Raw genomic sequence first — 19,813 nt, forward strand, 5'->3', positions numbered from 1 at the left:
AACTGTTCATTTTTACAATACTCTTTAAATTATACGTTATTATCACGGACCTTCTGCGGGGGACACAAGGGGGACACAAGGGGACGGTTCTTCCGTGCCAATGTCTAAGCCTTTCGGACAATGTGGATTGGAACGCCCCTGATCCTGTATATTTGCCGCAGACTTAATCCAACATTTCTTAAACGACTCAATAGGTTGTTTCGTGAATCCTGGTCCATCTTCTGTAAAGCCCCGATTGGTATCAAGCAATACCCCCCAAAGACGCTTACCCAGCTTTCTAGCAATAACTTTTTTGTAGTATCCAGGTATCTCTAATAATCATCTTCTTCGCAAAAAATATCCTGCTGGCCGATTCCCCGTACTATAACATGGTAGATTCCTGTTTCACTCTTCTTTCTTGGCTTCCTGGGCATTCTTCACGCCCTTTCTCCCCCATGCATTCAAATTTGACACAAGAGAACCGTCCCCATGTGCCCTTAAATAAGGTGCAATAAAACATAATCAGTTCTGCAATAGTGCACATAGAAACTATAGAAACTGTGACGGCCTGTATTACCTTGTCAATTACGAAGCTTCTATTGTTGAAGTAATCACCTTCTAATTTGGTAAAAATGGGCATAATACTTCTTGAACAACTTTTTGGATGGTGATAAGATATGGACAAGGAAGAAAGAAATCAGGAGGAAAAAAATATGCAAGCACTTGCCAAAGAACAAGTCAACAAAGGATTATCTTTGTCCTCTAAAAAATTAAAAGAAATTACCATTCGCCCTAAAGTTAAAGATGGTAAACTTTTGTTCGATAAAAACAACAAAGACCATCGCTACATTGTAGAAGAGGGAGAATACTAAAATTCTTACGTTTAATTTTTCTCTAGGAGAGATTTTTTGGTCTGATGTGCAGTATGAAGATATCCCTGGAGCTAAAATAAGACCAGTAATTATAGTTGGCGAACTGGAAAATAAATTATTGATTTTAGTTGCAACCACATCTCAATCTCCTGATGATCCGCCAAAACATCATGATCAGTATAAAATCCCTATTCCTAATTGAAGAAAATCAGGATTGACAAAGCCATCATGGGGATTGGGTTTGACTACTAGAGGTAAACAAAGAAGACTTTAGAAATAATATCAAGGATAAAGACTTCATCGGGAATATGTATGAATTGGATTTTCAATATCTAGTTCATCAAATTGAGTTAATACATGAAAATTAGTAAGACCTCCTTAACGGGGGTCTTTTCTCTTACCCTTTAGACACTAATAACCTAAGGCAAATAATCCACGAAGCCTTCTGGCCTGAGATCCCTGCAATTCAAACTTCCAAACTCATTTTCGAATTGTTTAACGAACTTATTGCAATTACCTACTATATCATCATATTCAAGGATTAAAGCGTACAAAGAAAGTATCGCTGTTGTTATCCGTACTTAAATCAGTATTTAACAATTCCTCAATTACTGCTCGTTCATTAACCTTTACCCTATTGGACGTACTGCATAGTTTGAGTTTCTTGTACTATCTGCTTTTTACAATTCAACTTCCTGTTTCACTCTTCTTTATTGGCTTCCTGGGCATTCCTTCACGCCCCTTCTCCCCTTTTCTCAAATTCTACTATTCTAATTTGACACAAGAGAACCGTCCCCCTGTGCCACGTCCCCCTGTGCCACGTCCCCCTGTGCCACCCCGAATTAGGCTAATACACGTCTTGGCGGCACCTAATAATAACGTGCCGCATACTTAAATATCTGCATATAATATAAGACATGGTATCAGTTTGTGCAGTTTATAAAAACTAAATTAATGTCATCAACGATTTTCTGATCCAGTTGCCCGGCGTCCACCATATCAACTAAAATTTCCATAGCTTTTTGATGGTCCATAGATTTCCGATAGGGTCTTTCTTCTCTTAGCGCCTGATATATGTCTAAACAGGTTATTAACCGTGAATTAAAATCTAGCTCTTCGGCCTTTAAAGCTTCCGGATATCCTGAGCCATCTAATTTTTCATGATGGTTAGAAGCCCATCTGGTGATTTCTTCAAATCCTTTAATATTTTGTAAGCAAAGCCTAGTTATTCTAGGATGCTTCTTAATTACTTCATATTCTTCTTTGGATAATTTTCCAGGCTTATCCAACAAATTGTTACTAATAGCTAACTTACCAAGGTCATGCAAATCCGAAGCGATCAACAATTTCAATGTAATTATTGGATCCATTTTATAAAACTCGGCAATCTTTTTAAGCTTCATTGAAAGACCTGAAGAATGGGATTGAGTGTATTGAGATTTAGAATCAATTATTTTGGATAGGGTCTTTGTTATCGTGTGTATTTCATTGTAATTTAGTTCTTTGCTATAATTCGGTATGACCATTTTTAGGCTATCATCTATTTTCCCGTCAGATAAAGCATCCCAAAATTCATGCTGTTCGGAAATCTTGCAAAACACATCCGATATCAGCGGGGAAAAAAATGTGTTCTTATGCTCACGGACAAACTTTGTAACAATTTCTTTATTAAAAGTTTTTCTTAAATCAAAGGCTAAGTCTATTGTGTCTGAGAAGGCAATAATTTGAGCCATCAGCGGAATTTCATCCTTGGATATCCCAAAAAAGCCAGAACCGTCATATTTTTCATGATGATAAATTATTATATTTTGGGGATTTGTTAAAAAGGGGAAATTCTTAAGATTATCTTCCCCAATAATGCAATGTTCCTTTCTGCTTTCTAATATATCAATCTTTTCTTTGGCAGTTCCCATTAAGTTATCATGCAAAATTTTCATACTTGCCCCATTGTCGTGCAACATTGCCAAAGATGCCAAATCAAAGATCTCTTCACTATTCATACGGATTTCATGTGCCATTTTCACGGATATATAGGCAAGCCTTTTAGAATGATTTGTAGCCATTCCAAATATATCGATTTCAATAATGTCTAATGTATTAGCTACAGCTCCTAAAAATTCATTTAAGTTAAAATCCATATCGAAAACTCCCTTGGTCTGTGAGTTGTTAAATCCAACCTTTGTATAATAAGAAGGTTGATTTAACAATATTATCTATAATTCAACATATTATCTGAATATTCCTTCTAGAGTGACCATATTTCATACAAAAATAATATGGTGCGCTTTACCAAGCAAATAAGCGCCCTTCCTCTTATCAGGAATAAATGAGGTTCATTTCTCAAAAAGCAAATTCCAATACCTCTATTTATTTTATTTATATATCGTATTTCGATATCGCGGATGTTCTCAAAAGCTGAGGAGACAAAAAAAGGCCTTGCGGCAACATAGATATTGGTATTGTTGCCGCAAGGTTATGGTGAGGCCCAACTAAGGATATCAATGTAATAGTTTGCCATGCTTATGAAACCACTAAAATGAAGAAGTATTCATAATACTTATATTAATTGTATGAATATTTAGAGGATTTACACTATATTGATCGAAGTATTCATGCAAAACACTCTAGGGATATTGGGTTTCCACCTTAAATGTCGTTTCTACTAAGTGTAGGTCTTTCTCATATCTTTAAAGAAGTGAGATGGTTTTTTTGAGTAAAGATTATCTTTTGGTAGTGGATGATCATGTTGGCGTACGAAGACTTTTATGTGAATTTTTATCTCGGGAAGGTTTTTGCGTTAAAGAAGCACCCGATGGACATACAGCTTTACAAATTGTAAGAGAAGAGAAACCTGAACTTACATTCTTAGATTTGAAGATGCCCGGTTTAAGTGGGATTGAAACTCTAAATAAATTGAATGAATTACGTCTAAACATTCCAGTTGTAGTAATGAGTGCTTCTACCCAAGACAAAGCTGTAATGACCGCTGTCCGGAATGGTTTTGTTAAACACTTTTTGCCCAAACCATTTGATCTAGAAAATTTACGTCTCGTTTTGCATTCTTTAATTAGTGATTCTCTTAAGACTACTAAATTATGATTGATATAGTCTTGATAACTTTTCTCCGTTATTCTGGCTTAACCGTGAAGCAGTAACAATATTACCACAAGGGTTAAGCAGAATACGAGATATGAACTTAAACTCTATCTATGATTATCGAATTAGCGACACTGAATCTCCGTGTCTCGGATTTACCACCTTTCATGAGCGGCATACGTTTCAACTGTCGTCATATTCGTCTTGGGAACAGGCGGCCACTCTTTAAGCCTTTCGACCATATATTCAGCAAGCTTGCTCGCGTCTTTACTGCATTTCTCCTTCACCGCCAGATCAAGTCTGGCCAGTTGGCCAAGTACTATCAGTAGTTCCTGGAATGTATCTTAAAAACAAGAAGGTATTGCCTATGGCCAGCCGGCGGACTTCTTGATAATTTGTGGAATAAAATAAGCGGCCTGTGCAATCGTACGCGTGTACGATTGCACAGGCCATTTATTTCGCTTAAGGAATCAGTTCCGGACTTTTATGGATCTTCGCGCCTGATTTGTATTCGTTCAATTATGTTCTTAAGTTCTCCAACCTAAACCAAGGTGGTAGACTTAAGAATGTTAGCAGATTTAATCCCGTTTTACCGCTTTAGCATATCCTGGGAAGTAGAATTCCTGATGGCATGTCTACGAGTCTCTTTCCTCCAACAACAGTTTTGATATACACTTTTTTACCCACTTCTTCAGTGACTCTGCCGATGATTGCGGCATTCGTACCTAAAGGGTGTGTTCTCATGGCCAAAAGCACCTGCTCCGCCTGAGCTTCTGGTACAAAGACACAGAGCTTTCCTTCATTAGCAATATAAAGTGGATCAAAGCCTAACATTTCTGCGGCTCCTTTTACTTCTTCTTTTATTGGAAGGAGATTTTCTTCGAGTACTATGGATACATTACTAGAGACACTAATTTCATTAAGAACCGCTGCTATTCCCCCTCTTGTAGCATCGCGGATCACATGAATTCCGTTGTAGACCTCTAACATGCAATCAACCAATGTATTCAAAGAGGCACAATCACTGCTCAAATCCCCCTCAAAGCCGAAGTTGTTTCTTTCACATAATATCGTCATTCCGTGGTCTCCTATAGTGCCATTGACTATGATTACATCTCCTGGCTTAGCATTGGCGCAATTTATATTGACGTCTTCATAAATGACCCCAATACCTGAAGTATTGATATATACCCCATCGACTTTGCCCTTTTCGACTACCTTTGTATCTCCGGCCACAATTTTTACCCCAGAATTCTCCGCCTCTTCTGCCATGGTCTTAACAATAGTCTCTAAGTCGGCCATAGAAAAACCCTCTTCAATAATAAAGGCGCAGGTTAAATAAAGTGGTTTTGCTCCGCTGACGGCTAAATCATTGACCGTTCCACAAACAGCTAGTTTACCGATATTTCCTCCCTTAAAGAAAAGAGGATTCACCACAAAAGAATCTGTGGTGAACGCCAGTTTCTTAAAATCTATGGCTAAGTGAGCAGCATCGTTCATCTGGTTTAATATATCGTTACCGAAGTATTTAAAAAATACATCGGTAATTAATTGGTTGGTTTGGGTACCGCCACTTCCGTGACTTAGGGTTATGGTACTCAATTTTACTCCTCCATTTTCCGGGTTAGTTGTAATATCTAAAGTAAGCTGCACAAGTGCCTTCTGACGATACCATACAAGATCCAATGGGATTTTCCGGTGTACAAATTTGCTTAAAAAGGGGACACTGGGTTGGATTCATTTTCCCTTTTAGGATCTCGCCACATCGACATCCTGAGCTGCCATCATACTCTTCATAACTAATTTTAAAATGCTTAAGGGCATCAAACTCTTCAAAATCACGATTAAACTCCAAGCCACTTTTCGGAACCTTGCCGATTCCTCGCCAATTAGAATCAACAACATTAAAGGCTTTGTTCATGTACTCTTTAGCTTCGGAATTGCCGGAAGTTCTTACGATTCGTTTATAGTCATTAGCAATGCTATAGTCCTTTTTGCTTATTAAACTTATTAAAGTATTTAATCCCTGAAGTATGTCTACGGGTTCAAAACCCGTCACTACTCCAGGAATATTAAAATCCTTGCTTAAAAATTCGTAAGGTTCAGTTCCAATAATTGCACTAACATTTCCCGGTAATAAAAAGCCGTCCAAGTTCAGTTCTTTATCCGTAACCAGTGCTTCCATAACAGGGGGCACAATTTTATGGGCTGTAAAGAAAAAAAGATTGCTTAAGCCGTTTTTTCTTGCCTCCATAGCCGTTACCGCAGTCATCGGCGCGGTTGTTTCAAAGCCAACTGCCAAAAAAACAATCTTTTTCGCAGGATTGTCCGCAGCAAGGGTGAGGCAATCCATAGGGGAGTACACCAGTCTTATATCCGAACCTTCCGCCTTTTTCTTAAGGAGCGAGCTTTTTCTTCCCGGAACTTTCATCATATCCCCAAAGGTTGCTATAATGACATCCTCTCGACTGGAAAGTTCTAAAGCAGTATCGATATAGCTCTGAGGAGTAACGCAAACAGGACAGCCCGGTCCCGATATTAACGTTACATTGGCTGGAAGAACGTCTCTAATACCATACCTAAAGATTGCCATAGTATGAGTGCCGCAGACTTCCATGATATTTATCTTATATCGAGAAAGCTTTTGCAAGTTTTCAACTAATAGCTTGGAATAGTCCCTCGATCTAAATTCATCGACAAACTTCACTTTCGGATAACTCCTTTAATATATCAAGTGTAATTTTCGCCTCTAATTCGTCAATCTTTTGAATAGCGCACCCTGCATGGGTAAGCACATAATCATCGACGGATACCTCCGGTACTAGATGCAAAAAGACCTTTCTTTTGATACTTCCGACTTCGATAATCCCCATCTGCCCCTTAATGCTTAACACTCTTCCCGGAACGGCAAGACACACACTGATCTCCCCCTTTTTTAGTTCATAAAAGTATTAATCAGATACATGCTTTACAACTGACTATTAATGTTCACTAGCTTACTTAACCATGAGCATAATTCATCGATACCCTGGTCTCGGTCTTTAACACAGGATGTCTCAAAAATAGTCGCTAGGGCATTAAGAGAGTTAATGTTTTTGTAGAACTCAGCTTTATCGAAATTAGTCAGTTCTAATAAATCCATTTTGTTTAAAATAATTGCCCCACTGTTCTCAAACATTCGCGGATATTTCAAGGGTTTGTCATTGCCTTCCGTGGTACTCAATACCGTGATTTTTATATCTTCACCCAGCTCAAAGGCCGCTGGGCAGACTAAATTGCCGACATTTTCTATCACAAGCAAATCCACATTATCCAGGTTTAAAGAATCTAAGGCCCCTTTGATCATCTTTCCATCCAAATGACAAGCTCCCCCAGTGTTGATCTGAACCACCGGGACTCCTTGGGCCTCGATTCTTTCAGCATCCTTCGTTGTGTACAAGTCCCCTTCAATAACTGCAATTCTGATTTTATCTTTAAGTTTTGAGATGATCTTTTCCAGCAGGGATGTCTTACCGGAACCTGGAGAACTCATCAGGTTAATAACATAGATCCCTTTTTCATTGAGCAACCGTTTGTTTTGAGAGGTTATCTCCTCATTTGTGTGGAGGATGTTGGCAACTACCTTTATCTCACTCATCGTTTAGTCTCCTTCAATGGTATTTATATTAAGCTCATATCCACGAATGATGTTAGTACAGAACTTGTTGCAACTGGGACATAGCTTATTGAAATGTTTGATCGGAAATTCAAGATTACAATCTTTACACTCACCTAGTGCACTAACTATTTCTATGTTCAATGTGGACTCTTCCAGCATCGTACCTTTAATACAACTGTCGAAAGCAAACTCTAAGGATTCAGGCATGACACCGGATAGCTCTCCTATTCTCAAAGAAACGTTATTAATTTTTGTTAGATTATTTTCAAGGGCTTGCTTGGTGACTATGTCAATTACGCTTTGGATAATGGAAACTTCATGCATTAGTTTCACCTAAGACTACTTTGACATCTAAGAGTAGCTCTTTCTTAATATTCGCAATCACTTCAGGTAGTTTGGCATACATCAGATCCGTCATTTCTAAATTAACCGAGATTTTTTTCGGCTCTATACCAAAGATAACAACCTCAGGATATTGCCCCATCATATTGGCCATTTTCACAACATCCAAGATCTGAACATCATGAATAGATAGGTTTTCTTTTTGATAATTCTTGATGTCTTCCGGTTGTATTTTATAGATAGTGCCTGGTTTCAACCCTGCCCTCAAACAATCGACCACAATGACCTTTCTATAGTCCAAAAAGTAGCTAAGTGTATCTAGGGTGGAAGTACCTCCATCGACTAACTCGATGGTCGATGGAAGGGTTTCATTTTCCAGTTGATTTACAACATGAACTCCCACGCCATCATCCTGCAGAAGAATATTACCAATTCCAATAATGACCGTGTCCTTCATGCTAAACTCCTAGGGGTTGTACCACAAAGTTGGACATTTCCATTCCCTCAGGCGACATTACATGAACGGAGCATCCTGTGCAGGGATCGAAGGAGTGAACGATTCTTAAAAGCTCCACGGGTTGCGAAGTATTTGCAACATGCGTTCCAATTAAAGCCTTTTCCATCGGCCCTACAATGCCGGCATCATCCATCGGCGAAGCATTCCAGCATGTTGGAGTAACGATTTGGTATTTAGTAATTTTTGAACTTGCAACAGATAACCAGTGACCGAGTGCTCCTCTGGGTGCTTCAGTTAAACCGATTCCCGAACTAGAAGCAGGAGTTCCTAAATTAGTAAAATAATTTTTCCCAACAACCAATTGGTCCAACCAGGTTTGCATAGTTACCGCAATTTTATCAGTTTCTGTGTAGCGTGCTAAGTGCCTGTCCATGACAGAAACATCGCGACGATACTCTCCCGTGAGCCATGTTCTAGCTATGCTGCCTGCTTCATAAGCAGCTCCATCATATCTCGGTGCCTTTAACCAAGTGTAAGCGTCTGCTTTCCCAAAGCTTGGAGTCGTGGTCTCGGAGGCCGGATTATAACCTGATGGTGAAGAATACCAAGAATGCCCTACATATTCTTTGATATTTGTCTGTGTAAAGCTCCCGATGGTGCCATTAGTTACCGTTCCTGCCGGATATAGTTTATTTCCGGACGTATTGGTATCAAAGACCCCAAAGGATATTAGATTGCCATAGCCTTTGCCTACCGTATAATAGTCGCTATAAGTCGTCGCTAATTTGTTGACGTCCGTTGCATACGTCGATTGAATGAACGTTGTAATATCATTTAAATAATTACGGAAGTTCGTGATGTCTGTTGCGGATGGGATTGCGGTAACTCCACCAGGAACTACGTTGCCGACATGGGGAAGCTTTCCGCCAAAGATGGCTCCCATTTCATGGGTCTGTCTTCTGATGGATAATGCTGCAACATAGTTATTAATTAAGGCTTGACTGTCAGTCGCATTAAATCTGAAATCCTGCGTATATCCAGGCGTCCACGGGTGCATTTGCGGGCCTTGAACATAGTCCATTAAAGCTAGTTGGTAAAAGTGCAAAACATTACTTGAGATGAAGTTAGCTCCCTGAATCAAGTTTCTTAATAATAAGCTCTGAAGACTTGGCGTAAACCCTGCTGCTTTCTCCACGGCCTTTGAGGAAGCAATAGCGTGAGAAACTGGGCAAACTCCACAAATTCGTTGGGTAAGAAATGCAGCCTCCTTTGGATCCCTGCCGATCAGCATATTTTCAAAATCCCTATATAAGTTGCCCGTTGCTTGTGCAGCTGTTACAACATTATTGGCATCAAGAGTTACAGACACTTTTAAATGACCTTCAAGCCTAGTAATCGGATCTAATACGATTTTACTCAATTAATTTCTTCCCTTCCCTTTAGAAACTACTTATACCTTTAATAGAGGATTTGATGGGAAATCAGGATTCGCACATCCTATGCAAGGATAATTAACCCCAATGCACCATGCTTGTCCGTTATTCCACTTCATTGAAGGGCATACATTCTGACAACTGGTTCCTTTGCAACCTACATTTTTATAACACCCATATTGCCCTAATTGTTTTACAACAGTGGTTCCTTTTCGGGGGCAACTACTATGGATCTTTGAACCAAAATACTTACTTGGTCGTTTATAACTATCCAGGGAAGGCATGCCAATGAGAATTAAATCTAGAAGTGTTTGAATAAGAACGGTTGGGTGGACCGGGCACCCAGGTAAATTAACCACCGGGTTTACAGTCTTTCCATTAAGTATAGAGCTGGCTGTTGCACAACCTGTTGCATTGACTCCTGCTGCCGAAACTCCTCCAAAGGCAGCACAAGTTCCTGCAGCAACCACATATTTAGCCATCGGTCCATACTTCAAGACAGCTTGTTCCATGGTTAGGTGAGTACCGTTAACTTCTCCAATGACACAATAGTTGCCATTGGCACCCGTTGGCACTGCACCTTCAATTACTAAAATAAACTGCCCCTTGTGTTGAGTTGCACTTTGGTCCAAGGTTTGCATCGCTAGGTCACCGGAAGCGGTCATCAGGGTGCTGTTATACTTCATATTGATTTTGTTTAAGAGCACATTATCAATAGTGGTAGGATTAGTTACATTTAACGTCGATATTGTACAACCTGAACACCCTGATCCTTGAAGCCAAATAATCGGTGGATCTGTTTCAGCTGCGAGAACATTGGTAACACTGCCAAGACTGACTTCTATACCTAGGGCAACTGCTGCTGCGACGGACCATTTTAGAAATTCTCTTCTGCTGATTTGCATTATGTCCTGTCCCTCCTTAATCTATGGAAACCTGTATGTCATCTATTATTAAGTACAACTCAAGGCTGACTATGATAATCATTCTCGTTACACCGCCCAAAAATTGCTCCTGCTTATTCAGGAGCACGACAGACCTTTCCAAAGCCAAGTTTTCTCTTTCACCTTCGCTTATAGGAATCTTGAGCAATTCAACTGGTTTTACGCCCACCATGGTAGCGTCAATAAGGTCCAATAAGCGAATTAAATAGCCTTCAAAGTAAGGTTTTTGTGAAGTACAAATCCTAGATAGTTCCCTTGTCCTCGAATAGTGAAGTTCACATACACCTTCCCCATCTTACGATTTTTACAGGACCCCTTGTTCTATAATTATTAATAATATGTATTTTGATAACTTAATACAGCTCTCTCTTTTTAAGGATTCTAATTACTTAACTAAATGTTAAATTACTGCATTTAATCTCCTTCCTTATATATAACAACTGTAAAGCAAGCCTTTTCTGATAGAAAACTAGTTAATGTTCCACTAATTAGTGTAATTGATATTCAATCTCACCTATGCAAAACGTATATTAGCATTAATTTTTAGTTTGGTCAATGGTAATTTTAAACTGTGGTGGTGATTGTCTTTTCTCATAAATATTAGTGAATTTCATGACCATTTTAGGGTTTTCCGTATGAAGGTTCCCAAAAGAATAGTTATACCTAAAACTACGATTAATGTCACATTGACTATTGTCAGCCGTCCATGATAAACTATTCGAAGTTGAAAACTCTTAAGCTCTATCAAATAGGTAATAAAGCTTAAGAATTGAAAAGGTGTGACCCATGACTAAAGGACAAGTAGAAGCTAAAATCAGCGAGGTCATTAGCAAATTTGAAATAGAGCATATGGGTAGAGGTCCGGCCAGCATTCGAACCATCATTTTTCAAGATCTAGTTATTGTCCGGGTCAAAGGTTTTCTGAGCAAAGCGGAGACTAACCTAGCCATTAACAAAGAAGGCGTCGACCTCATCAAAAAGCTCAGAGTTGCTCTTTTTGAGAATTCCCGGAAAAGCTTAGAAGAAGCCATCCACTCCATTCTCGATGTCAATGTTATTAGCACCTACTCGGATGTTAGTACTAGAACCGGCGAGAAACTTATTGGTATCGTGGTCGACCGGGATCTCGAGGAGATGTTCAAAAAATAGCATATTATATTTTTGGAAGACACATTGAAAGGTCTTTTTGACCAGTCAATTTGTAAGCCAACAACATTTAACCCGTGTAAACGGCGTTTTGTTGTTGGCTTTTTTTATTTACCAGAAGGAGGTTAACTCATGTCTAAAAAAGATATTCCTCGACTAAGCCCACCTTCGCGAATCGGGATTGTGGGTGGAGGACAACTGGGACGAATGCTGACCCTAGAAGCCAAACGAATGGGTTACTACGTTACCGTTCTTGACCCGAAGCCCCAGTCCCCAGCAGGGCAAGTGGCTGATGCCCAGATCGTCGCCCCCTTTTCCGACGAAGCGGCACTAAGGGAACTTGCCAATCATTCCGACGTCCTGACTTATGAATTCGAGCACATCGACGCGAAGCACCTGATTAAGCTTGAAATGCAGAGCCACCGGATCTACCCGTCACCCCGCACACTCCAGCGCATTCAGAATAAATACGAGCAAAAAAAGCTGCTCGCCCAGCTTAGCGTGCCGGTACCCAAGTTTTATAAGATAGATAGCTTTGATGCCTTAAAGGCAGCCTACCGTACCTTGAACGGTCAACTCGTTCTCAAATCGTGTACGGGGGGATATGACGGCAAAGGAAACCGGATTATCAAAGAACATGGCCAACTAGAAAGCGCCTACGCAGCCTTTGCCGGAATGGAGATGATGGCCGAGGCCCTCGTTAATTATTGCATGGAAGTCTCTATCGTGGTAGCGAGAAACCGTGACGGGCTAATCCATTATCCGATTGCGGAAAACATCCACAAGGAGAGCATCCTCATTAAATCCATCATCCCAGCCACATTGCCGGAACAAACCTCAGAGCAAATCCGAGACATCACCAAGTGTATCATTGAAGCTCTAGATGACTACGGCGTTTTCTGCATCGAGTTTTTCGTGGATGCCCAATATAACGTCCTTGTCAATGAAATTGCCCCAAGACCTCATAACTCTGGTCACTACAGCATCGAAGGCTGCGTCACCTCCCAGTTCGAACAGTTGGTCAGGGTGATCACCGGTATGCCCCTCGGTTCGGCTAAGCTGAAGTCCCCCAGCGTTATGTACAACATCCTCGGACAGGAGCGGGTGACCGGCGATTACCGTCTAGAGGGTGCCGAAGCCCTGATGGAACTGGAGGACAGCCATCTCCATTTGTACGGCAAACCCGATGCGGGCCATCTGCGTAAGCTTGGTCACATCACCGTGCTGGGAGAGACCGTTGAAATGGCCGAGGCCAAAGCACGACAGGCCATCAGCCATATTACCATTGAAAAACCGAGGAGGAAAGCCTTATGTTAAACCAGAAAATGAGCGAAACACCCCTCCCGTTAGTAGGCATCATCATGGGTAGCGAATCCGATTTGCCGGTGCTGAAGCAAGCAGCCATCGTCTTAAAAGCCTGCGAAATCCCTTTTGAAATCAAGGTCGTCTCCGCCCACCGGACGCCGGAGCGGATGATGGATTACGCCAAAAGCGCCATCCAGCGAGGCCTCGAAGTGATCATCGCCGGTGCGGGGGGTGCCGCCCATTTGCCGGGCATGGTCGCTTCCATGACATCTCTGCCGGTGATTGGGGTTCCCGTCCAGTTGAAAACCCTGGAAGGTCTAGATTCCTTATTATCCATCGTCCAAATGCCAGGCGGCGTACCAGTGGCTACCATGGGTATCAACAATGCCAAAAACGCCGGTATCCTGGCTGCCCGCATCCTGGGAATCAAGTATCCTTGGTTCCGGGAAAACCTTGAGGGTTTTATAGCTAAGTCCTGGGAAAACATCCCCTATGACTTAACGGACAGATTGAACTTGAAGGAGGACAACCTATGATACAAACTACCGTTCAAAATAAAGCCTTCATCAGCAGCTGGCGCTGGGTTTACGTGGTGCTCGGTAATCTCGTGATGATGTGCCTGGGCACGGTGTATGCCTGGAGCGTCTTCCGGATCCCGGTGGAGAAGACCTTCGGGATCGGTGCCACGCAAAGCGGGCTGCCCTATATGATCTCTCTAGCTTTCTATGCCCTGTTCATGATGATCTCCGGATATTTTTATAACCGTTACAGCCCGCGGGCTATCATGACCACGGGAGTCTTTCTCATCGCCCTTGGCTGGATACTCTCCGCCTACGCTCCGAATATCTATATCCTGACTCTGACCTACGGGGTACTAATCGGTGCGGGGGTTGGGATCGCTTATGGTGTACCGCTGGCTGTTGTTGCCAAATGGTTTCCGGACAAAAAAGGGCTTGCCGTTGGGCTTGTTCTGATCGGTTTCGGCCTTTCCCCCCTTATTACCGCACCTCTGGCCCGGATGTTCATTGAAATGTACGGCATTTCCTTTACGTTTATGATCTTGGGAATTGCCTTTGGCGTATTGCTCCCAGTTTTAACCCTCGCCTTCCGTTATCCCAAGGAAAGCGGCAGTGAGTCGAATTTGCTGCCTGATACAAAGGATCGGAAGCCTAAGGATATCCCCTCTGACCAAATGCTAAAAACCCGATCCTTCAAAGGACTGTATCTGAATTTCCTGATCGGCGCCATGATTGGCCTCATGCTCATCGGTATGACGGGAAAGATCGGTATCGAGTACATGGGCCTCTCCTCTAGAAGCATCGCCTTTTGGATGTCTCTCTTCGCAATATTCAACGGTCTAGGACGCCCTGTCTTCGGTTGGCTCACCGATCGGCTTTCTTACCCCAAGGCCGCTACCCTCTCCTACTGTATGATCGCCTTTGCCGCCTTGCTGATGCTCTTTGCCCGGGAAGGTCAACCCCTCCTGTTTGGCGTCGCCTTTTCGATCTTCTGGTTTAACCTCGGTGGTTGGCTGGCAATTGCCCCCACGTCGACCTTAGCCCTTTTTGGTGCCCTTAACTACAGTCGTAACTACGGCATCGTTTTTACTGCCTACGGTATCGGAGCCATTGCCGGGGTGCTGGGGTCCGGGTATCTCCTTGACAGGCTCGGGAGCTATCAGGTTGTTTTCTATTTGGTACTGGCCCTTTGCTTAGCAGGAACGCTAATTGCCAGTAAACAGGTTCCCTTATCAAACCGAAAACCTCAGTCACCTGGAAAAGATTCACTAACTCTCTCGACAGGTAAGTAGGCCATACGATAAAACCCTTGAATCGCCCTTGCCTCAAAGTGAATGAAAAGGAAGTGGAAATGTGAAAAAATTCTTGACTGGCAACGAAGCCATTGCTCGTGGTGCTTATGAAGCGGGCTGTCTCCTAGCAGCCGCTTATCCAGGTACGCCCAGCACGGAAATCCTGGAAAATATCTCCCAGTACTCTGAAATCTATTCCGAGTGGTCTCCCAACGAAAAGGTGGCCTTGGAGGTTGCCAGTGGGGCCTCCATCGCCGGCAGCAGGGCCTTAGCCGCAATGAAGCACGTGGGCTTGAATGTGGCCTCAGACCCGATGTTCACTATGGCTTATACCGGTGTCAACGGCGGCCTTGTCGTCGTCAATGCGGACGACCCCGGACTCCACAGCTCTCAGAATGAACAAGACAACCGACTGGTTGCCCCTCATGCCAAAGTGCTCATGCTGGAGCCTTCCGACGGCCAAGAGTGCTTGGATTTTGTCAAAGCAGCCTTTGCTTTAAGCGAGGAGTTCGACTCCCCAGTGCTCTTCCGAGTGACTACCCGGGTCTGCCACAGCAAAAGCATCGTGGAGATCGGAGAACGGGTAGAAGCCGGTATCAAGCCTTATGTCAAAGACCCTGCCAAGTACGTAATGTCCCCCGGGAACGCCCTCAAACGGCATCCGGTGGTGGAAGAAAAACTACTACGGGCCAAGGATTACTCCGAAACATGCCCCTTCAACCGAATCGAATGGGGGAACCGAAAAATCGGCATCATCACCAGTGGAATTTCCTATCAGCACGCCAAAGAGGTTTTTGGAGAACAGGGCTCCTATCTCAAGCTGGGCATGACCTACCCTTTGCCGGAGCAAAAGATCAGGGATTTTGCCGCCCAAGTTGATACCCTGTATATCATCGAGGAGAATGATCCTTACCTGGAGCAACAGGTCCGGTCCCTAGGCATCGCGTGCATTGGCAAGGAACGGATCCCCATTTGCGGCGAGCTGAATGCAGAGATCGTCCGCCGGGCCCTGCTTGGGGAAACTGAACCCAAAACCTATCAGGTGTCCCAAAAACCAACGGCACGTCCCCCGGTCCTTTGTGCCGGCTGTCCACACCGCCCCCTATACGTGGCCCTTAAAAAACTCAAAGACATCGTTGTCACCGGCGATATCGGCTGCTACACACTGGGCATGGTGCCACCCCTAAGCATGTTGGATACGGTCATCTGCATGGGTGCCGGAATTTCCTCCGGCATCGGGTTCGAAAAGGTCAACAGGATGGCGGGCCGCAAGGAAAAAATCTTCGGAATCATGGGCGACTCCACCTTTTTCCATTCCGGCATCACCAGCCTGATCGATGCCGTTTACAGTAACAGTAATATGGCGATCATCCTGCTGGACAACAGCACAACCGCCATGACCGGTCACCAAGAGAACCCGGGCACCGGTGTCAACTTAATGGGACAGCCGGCACCGGTCATCGATCTAGTCAACGTAGTGAAAGCCGTCGGCGTCAAGCCGGAAAATATCCGTATCGTCGACCCTTACGACCTCGCAGAAACCGAAAAAGCCGTGCAGGAGGCCTATGCTTCCCAGGAGCTCTTTGTGGTTGTCACCAAACAGCCCTGTGCCCTGATGAAGGACGTACAGAAAAAACGGGAAGGTCTCTACTGCTACAGCGATGCCGAAAAATGTAAAAAGTGCAAAGCCTGCCTCAGAACCGGATGCCCGGCTATTGCCATGAAAAATGGAACGATCCACATAGATAAGGCCCAGTGTAACGGGTGCACTTTGTGCCAACAGGTGTGTAAATTCGATGCCATCGCGAAGGTAGGTGAATAAGATGAATAAAAGCGTAATGTTGGTTGGTGTGGGCGGCCAAGGGACGATCCTCACCTCGAAAATACTGGCTGAAGGTCTCCTCGGAGCGGGCTATGATGTAAAAATGTCCGAAATTCACGGCATGGCCCAGAGGGGCGGAAGCGTGACCACACACATCAAGTACGGCGAAAAGGTCAATTCCCCTATTATCAATAAAGGGGAAGCCGACGTACTGATCGCTTTCGAGAAAGTGGAAGCCTTGAGATACCTCTGCCATCTGAAGGCAGGCGGAATCCTGATTGTCAGCGACCATGAGATTTACTCTCAATCTGTACTTTCCGGAACGGAGGACTACCCCCAGGAGATTATCGAGAGCCTAACCCAGGCGGTTGAGCGGACCATCGTTCTACAGGCTGTGAAACTCGCAGAGCAACTGGGCAATATCCGAACCCACAATATTGTACTCTTAGGTGTGCTAGTCAAGGCTCTAGGCCTAGAACAGCTCGATTGGGTTCAAGTGATGAAGGACCTTATCCCGGAAAAGGTCCTTGAGGCCAATGTGAAGGCCTTTAAGACCGGATTAGCCGTCTAACATCCCGCAGTCCAGTCCAGGTTTAAAGGGAGTGTCGCATATTACTTAATAAGTAGTTTTGCAACACTCCCTTTATCAATAAAGTTCAATTATCCCATTTTAATTCAGAGTTGCAAGTATTTGAAATATCTCCTCATTATCTGGTTGGCTCTCGATTGGGTGAACATCAATAAATTAATTATTTTTTAAACACTCAATATTTTGTTTCGTGCATCCTGGTCCATCTTCTGTAAAGCCGTGATTGGTCATCCCTAGAACGCTTACCCTCTTTCTAGCGATAACTTTTTTGTGGTATCCATGTATCTCTGAAAATTATCTTCTTCGTGAAAAATATCCTGCTGGCCGATTCCCCGTACTATAACATGTAGATTCCTTGTTTCACTCTTCTTTCTTGGCTTTCTGGGCATTCCTTCACGCCCCTTCTCCCCTTTCCTCAAATTCTACCATGATTCCAATTTGACACAAAAGAACCGTCCCCCTGTGCTACCCTGTGCTACCTCGAAAATGGGACACTCAATGGTGAGCTGACGATGATGTATTATTAGAAGATACTGCATCTTCTTTTTGATGACCATTCCCTGTGTCATGAACTCTTTCTATAAAACGCGAAAAGACGAGTCAAAAGACCCGCCTTCAAGGTATAATTAGTTATGCTGCAAAACAAACAAACTATACCTAAAAATTATACCGAAAATTGAGGAGTATATCAACTCATACTTCCACTGGGCATGGAAGCTTTAATACCTGGAGATGACTCGGTAAGGCTGCTAAGCCATATAACGGAGGACTTAGATTACAAAAATCTAAGCATGGCGTACTCTTCCAAGGGAAGAAATCCGGTCGTCACACCTAAAACATTGTTCCGAGTATTGTCTATGCCTACATGAACAATCTTTACACAAGCCGAAAAATCGAGGAAGCTTGTAGGCGAGACATTAACTTCATGTGGTTACTTCAAGGGCAGAAAGTACCCGACCATAATACCATAGCCCGTTTTCGCAACGGAAGACTTTCAGGAATTCTGGAAGAGCTTTTTAATCAATTGGTTGTTAAACTCAGTAATCTGGGAGAAATTCAATATAAAACGATCTTTATAGGGAACAAAAATTGAGGCTTATGCCAATAAATATACCTTCGTTCGGAAAAAAACCACCGTCAAAAATGAACTAAAACTGCAGGAAAAGGTCAAGGGGTTACTGGTATAACTTAATCAAGAGTTCGATGCCGGCCTTCCCTTAAGCGAATCGCCAATTACGGTAGAAACCCTGCAAAAAGCTGTGGATTTTTGCAGGAGAAGCAGCAAGCTGAAAAGATTAAGTTTGTTTCTGGAAAAGGTAAACGCAAAACCAAGCTACAGAAGGCAATAGAAACCCTAGTAGACTTCTTACAAAAACAAACGAAATATGACCAATACAATAAAACCTTTGCAGGTAGAAATAGCTTTTCAAAGACCGACAAGGATGCCACCTTCATGCACATGAAGGAAGATCATATGAGGAATTCTCAGCTAAAGCCAGGGTACAATGTCCAGATCGGAGTGGAAGGCGAATATATTGTAGGAATTGATGTATCAAGTGAGCGCTCTGATCAACTGACGTTAATCCCTTTTTTGGATAAACTTAAAACAAACCTACCCCAAAGCTATTGCAATGTCGTTGCCGATGCAGGGTATGAGGCGAAAAACTATGTCTATCTTGAGAAACAAAACCAAAAGCCCTTCATCAAGCCACAGACGTATGAATCTATGAAAAAATGAAGTTTTAGCAAAATTATAGGCAAACGAGAAAACATGACCTATAATGCGGAAAAAGACGAATATCTATGTTCCAATCATAAAAAACTAGTGGCTGTCGGAAAAACGACAAGAACCTCTAAAAGCGGCTATAAATCCGATATAACCCTCTATGAATGTGAAAGTTGCGAAGGTTGTTCTTTAAAGAAGCAATGTACCAAAGCGGTGGGTAATAAGAAACTATCAGCCTCAAAACTATTTTTGGAAAAACGAGCTGAATCATTACATAACATTACAACGCCGGAAGGTATTTTACTAAGAATGAATCGCTCCATCCAAGTGGAAGGCGCGTTCGGGGTTTTACAGGAAGATCATGGTTTCCGTAGATTTGTAATGCGTGGCAAAAAGAATGTTGAGACTGAATTTTTACTGCTGAGCTTCGGTTATAACATCAATAAGTTGCATAATAAAATACAAAACGATCGATGTGGTAGTTTATTACATGAAATGAAGGTTTCTTGAATCAGTATGTTCCTTAAAAACGAGTATTTTGGGAGCAATTACAAGGACCTCTTTTGAATTATGGTTTTGGATATTATTTCATGGCGATAGATTCTATTACCATATGGTGTTTCCAGTTAATGTT

19 protein-coding genes and 2 pseudogenes are annotated in these 19,813 nt (G+C 42.7%); 10 read left to right on the plus strand and 11 right to left on the minus strand.

Features of this window, described 5'->3' with window-relative positions; genetic code table 11:
- Positions 1 to 656: 656 nt before the first annotated feature.
- Both HGJ98_RS06825 and HGJ98_RS06830 read left to right on the plus strand, forming a co-directional pair.
- Positions 657 to 851 carry a hypothetical protein gene (locus tag HGJ98_RS06825; RefSeq protein ID WP_291350314.1) on the plus strand — a complete coding sequence of 65 codons (195 nt, stop codon included), beginning with the start codon at positions 657 to 659 and terminating at the stop codon, positions 849 to 851.
- 46 nt (positions 852 to 897) lie between these two features.
- Complete coding sequence (locus tag HGJ98_RS06830; protein WP_291350315.1) at positions 898 to 1,053, plus strand: hypothetical protein; 156 nt, start codon at positions 898 to 900, stop codon at positions 1,051 to 1,053.
- 721 nt (positions 1,054 to 1,774) lie between these two features.
- Here the strand turns inward: HGJ98_RS06830 and HGJ98_RS06835 are convergent.
- On the minus strand, positions 1,775 to 2,989 hold the full coding sequence (locus HGJ98_RS06835; protein ID WP_291350316.1) for an HD domain-containing phosphohydrolase: 1,215 nt from the start codon (positions 2,987 to 2,989) through the stop codon (positions 1,775 to 1,777).
- Between the two features lie 571 nt (positions 2,990 to 3,560).
- Here HGJ98_RS06835 and HGJ98_RS06840 point away from each other — a divergent pair.
- Positions 3,561 to 3,950 carry a response regulator gene (locus HGJ98_RS06840; protein ID WP_291350317.1) on the plus strand — a complete coding sequence of 130 codons (390 nt, stop codon included), beginning with the start codon at positions 3,561 to 3,563 and terminating at the stop codon, positions 3,948 to 3,950.
- A gap of 152 nt (positions 3,951 to 4,102) precedes the next feature.
- Here the strand turns inward: HGJ98_RS06840 and HGJ98_RS06845 are convergent.
- From HGJ98_RS06845 to HGJ98_RS06890, 10 genes and pseudogenes are all read right to left on the minus strand, one after another.
- Positions 4,103 to 4,291 (minus strand): annotated as a pseudogene (locus HGJ98_RS06845) (hypothetical protein); the annotation flags it as partial.
- Between the two features lie 253 nt (positions 4,292 to 4,544).
- Complete coding sequence (gene hypE / locus HGJ98_RS06850; protein WP_291350318.1) at positions 4,545 to 5,549, minus strand: hydrogenase expression/formation protein HypE; 1,005 nt, start codon at positions 5,547 to 5,549, stop codon at positions 4,545 to 4,547.
- Positions 5,550 to 5,571: 22 nt separating this feature from the next.
- Positions 5,572 to 6,654 (minus strand): hydrogenase formation protein HypD, encoded by a 1,083-nt coding sequence (gene hypD, locus HGJ98_RS06855; RefSeq protein WP_291350319.1) that lies wholly within the window; start codon positions 6,652 to 6,654, stop codon positions 5,572 to 5,574.
- The gene (locus HGJ98_RS06860; protein ID WP_291350320.1) at positions 6,638 to 6,865 is read right to left on the minus strand and encodes a HypC/HybG/HupF family hydrogenase formation chaperone; all 228 of its coding nucleotides are present in this window, start codon (positions 6,863 to 6,865) and stop codon (positions 6,638 to 6,640) included. The genes hypD and HGJ98_RS06860 overlap by 17 nt, the downstream gene beginning before the upstream one ends.
- A gap of 50 nt (positions 6,866 to 6,915) precedes the next feature.
- Positions 6,916 to 7,584 (minus strand): hydrogenase nickel incorporation protein HypB, encoded by a 669-nt coding sequence (gene hypB / locus HGJ98_RS06865; RefSeq protein ID WP_291350321.1) that lies wholly within the window; start codon positions 7,582 to 7,584, stop codon positions 6,916 to 6,918.
- A 3-nt stretch (positions 7,585 to 7,587) separates the two neighbouring features.
- Positions 7,588 to 7,929 carry a hydrogenase maturation nickel metallochaperone HypA gene (gene hypA / locus HGJ98_RS06870; RefSeq protein WP_291350322.1) on the minus strand — a complete coding sequence of 114 codons (342 nt, stop codon included), beginning with the start codon at positions 7,927 to 7,929 and terminating at the stop codon, positions 7,588 to 7,590.
- Entirely contained in the window at positions 7,922 to 8,404 is a 483-nt protein-coding gene (locus HGJ98_RS06875) for a HyaD/HybD family hydrogenase maturation endopeptidase (RefSeq protein WP_291350323.1), read from the minus strand. Before HGJ98_RS06875 ends, hypA begins: the two co-directional genes overlap by 8 nt.
- Before the next feature lies 1 nt (position 8,405).
- Positions 8,406 to 9,824: a nickel-dependent hydrogenase large subunit gene (locus HGJ98_RS06880; protein ID WP_291350324.1), complete on the minus strand. Its 1,419-nt coding sequence runs from the start codon at positions 9,822 to 9,824 to the stop codon at positions 8,406 to 8,408.
- Between the two features lie 30 nt (positions 9,825 to 9,854).
- Positions 9,855 to 10,742, minus strand: a complete 888-nt coding sequence (locus tag HGJ98_RS06885; protein WP_291350325.1) for a hydrogenase small subunit — start codon at positions 10,740 to 10,742, stop codon at positions 9,855 to 9,857.
- Between the two features lie 16 nt (positions 10,743 to 10,758).
- Positions 10,759 to 10,974: a hypothetical protein gene (locus HGJ98_RS06890; RefSeq protein ID WP_291350326.1), complete on the minus strand. Its 216-nt coding sequence runs from the start codon at positions 10,972 to 10,974 to the stop codon at positions 10,759 to 10,761.
- Between the two features lie 593 nt (positions 10,975 to 11,567).
- On the opposite strand from HGJ98_RS06890, the gene HGJ98_RS06895 reads away from it, so the two are divergent.
- From HGJ98_RS06895 to HGJ98_RS06925, 7 genes and pseudogenes are all read left to right on the plus strand, one after another.
- Positions 11,568 to 11,930 carry a DUF2294 domain-containing protein gene (locus HGJ98_RS06895; RefSeq protein WP_034601360.1) on the plus strand — a complete coding sequence of 121 codons (363 nt, stop codon included), beginning with the start codon at positions 11,568 to 11,570 and terminating at the stop codon, positions 11,928 to 11,930.
- Positions 11,931 to 12,059: 129 nt separating this feature from the next.
- On the plus strand, positions 12,060 to 13,244 hold the full coding sequence (purK, locus tag HGJ98_RS06900) for a 5-(carboxyamino)imidazole ribonucleotide synthase (protein ID WP_291350327.1): 1,185 nt from the start codon (positions 12,060 to 12,062) through the stop codon (positions 13,242 to 13,244).
- Positions 13,238 to 13,768 (plus strand): 5-(carboxyamino)imidazole ribonucleotide mutase, encoded by a 531-nt coding sequence (gene purE / locus HGJ98_RS06905; RefSeq protein ID WP_291350328.1) that lies wholly within the window; start codon positions 13,238 to 13,240, stop codon positions 13,766 to 13,768. The genes purK and purE overlap by 7 nt, the downstream gene beginning before the upstream one ends.
- Positions 13,765 to 15,042 carry an OFA family MFS transporter gene (locus HGJ98_RS06910; protein WP_291350329.1) on the plus strand — a complete coding sequence of 426 codons (1,278 nt, stop codon included), beginning with the start codon at positions 13,765 to 13,767 and terminating at the stop codon, positions 15,040 to 15,042. The genes purE and HGJ98_RS06910 overlap by 4 nt, the downstream gene beginning before the upstream one ends.
- Positions 15,043 to 15,103: 61 nt before the next feature.
- Positions 15,104 to 16,864, plus strand: coding sequence for an indolepyruvate ferredoxin oxidoreductase subunit alpha (gene iorA / locus HGJ98_RS06915; protein ID WP_291350330.1), 1,761 nt, complete (start codon positions 15,104 to 15,106; stop codon positions 16,862 to 16,864).
- Position 16,865: 1 nt separating this feature from the next.
- Positions 16,866 to 17,435, plus strand: a complete 570-nt coding sequence (locus HGJ98_RS06920) for an indolepyruvate oxidoreductase subunit beta (protein WP_034601370.1) — start codon at positions 16,866 to 16,868, stop codon at positions 17,433 to 17,435.
- 728 nt (positions 17,436 to 18,163) lie between these two features.
- Positions 18,164 to 19,689, plus strand: a pseudogene (locus HGJ98_RS06925) (IS1182 family transposase).
- The last annotated feature ends 124 nt before the right edge of the window (positions 19,690 to 19,813 follow it).

Origin of the sequence: Desulfosporosinus sp. (genome assembly GCF_014237355.1) — a bacterium.
GTDB lineage: Bacteria > Bacillota > Desulfitobacteriia > Desulfitobacteriales > Desulfitobacteriaceae > Desulfosporosinus.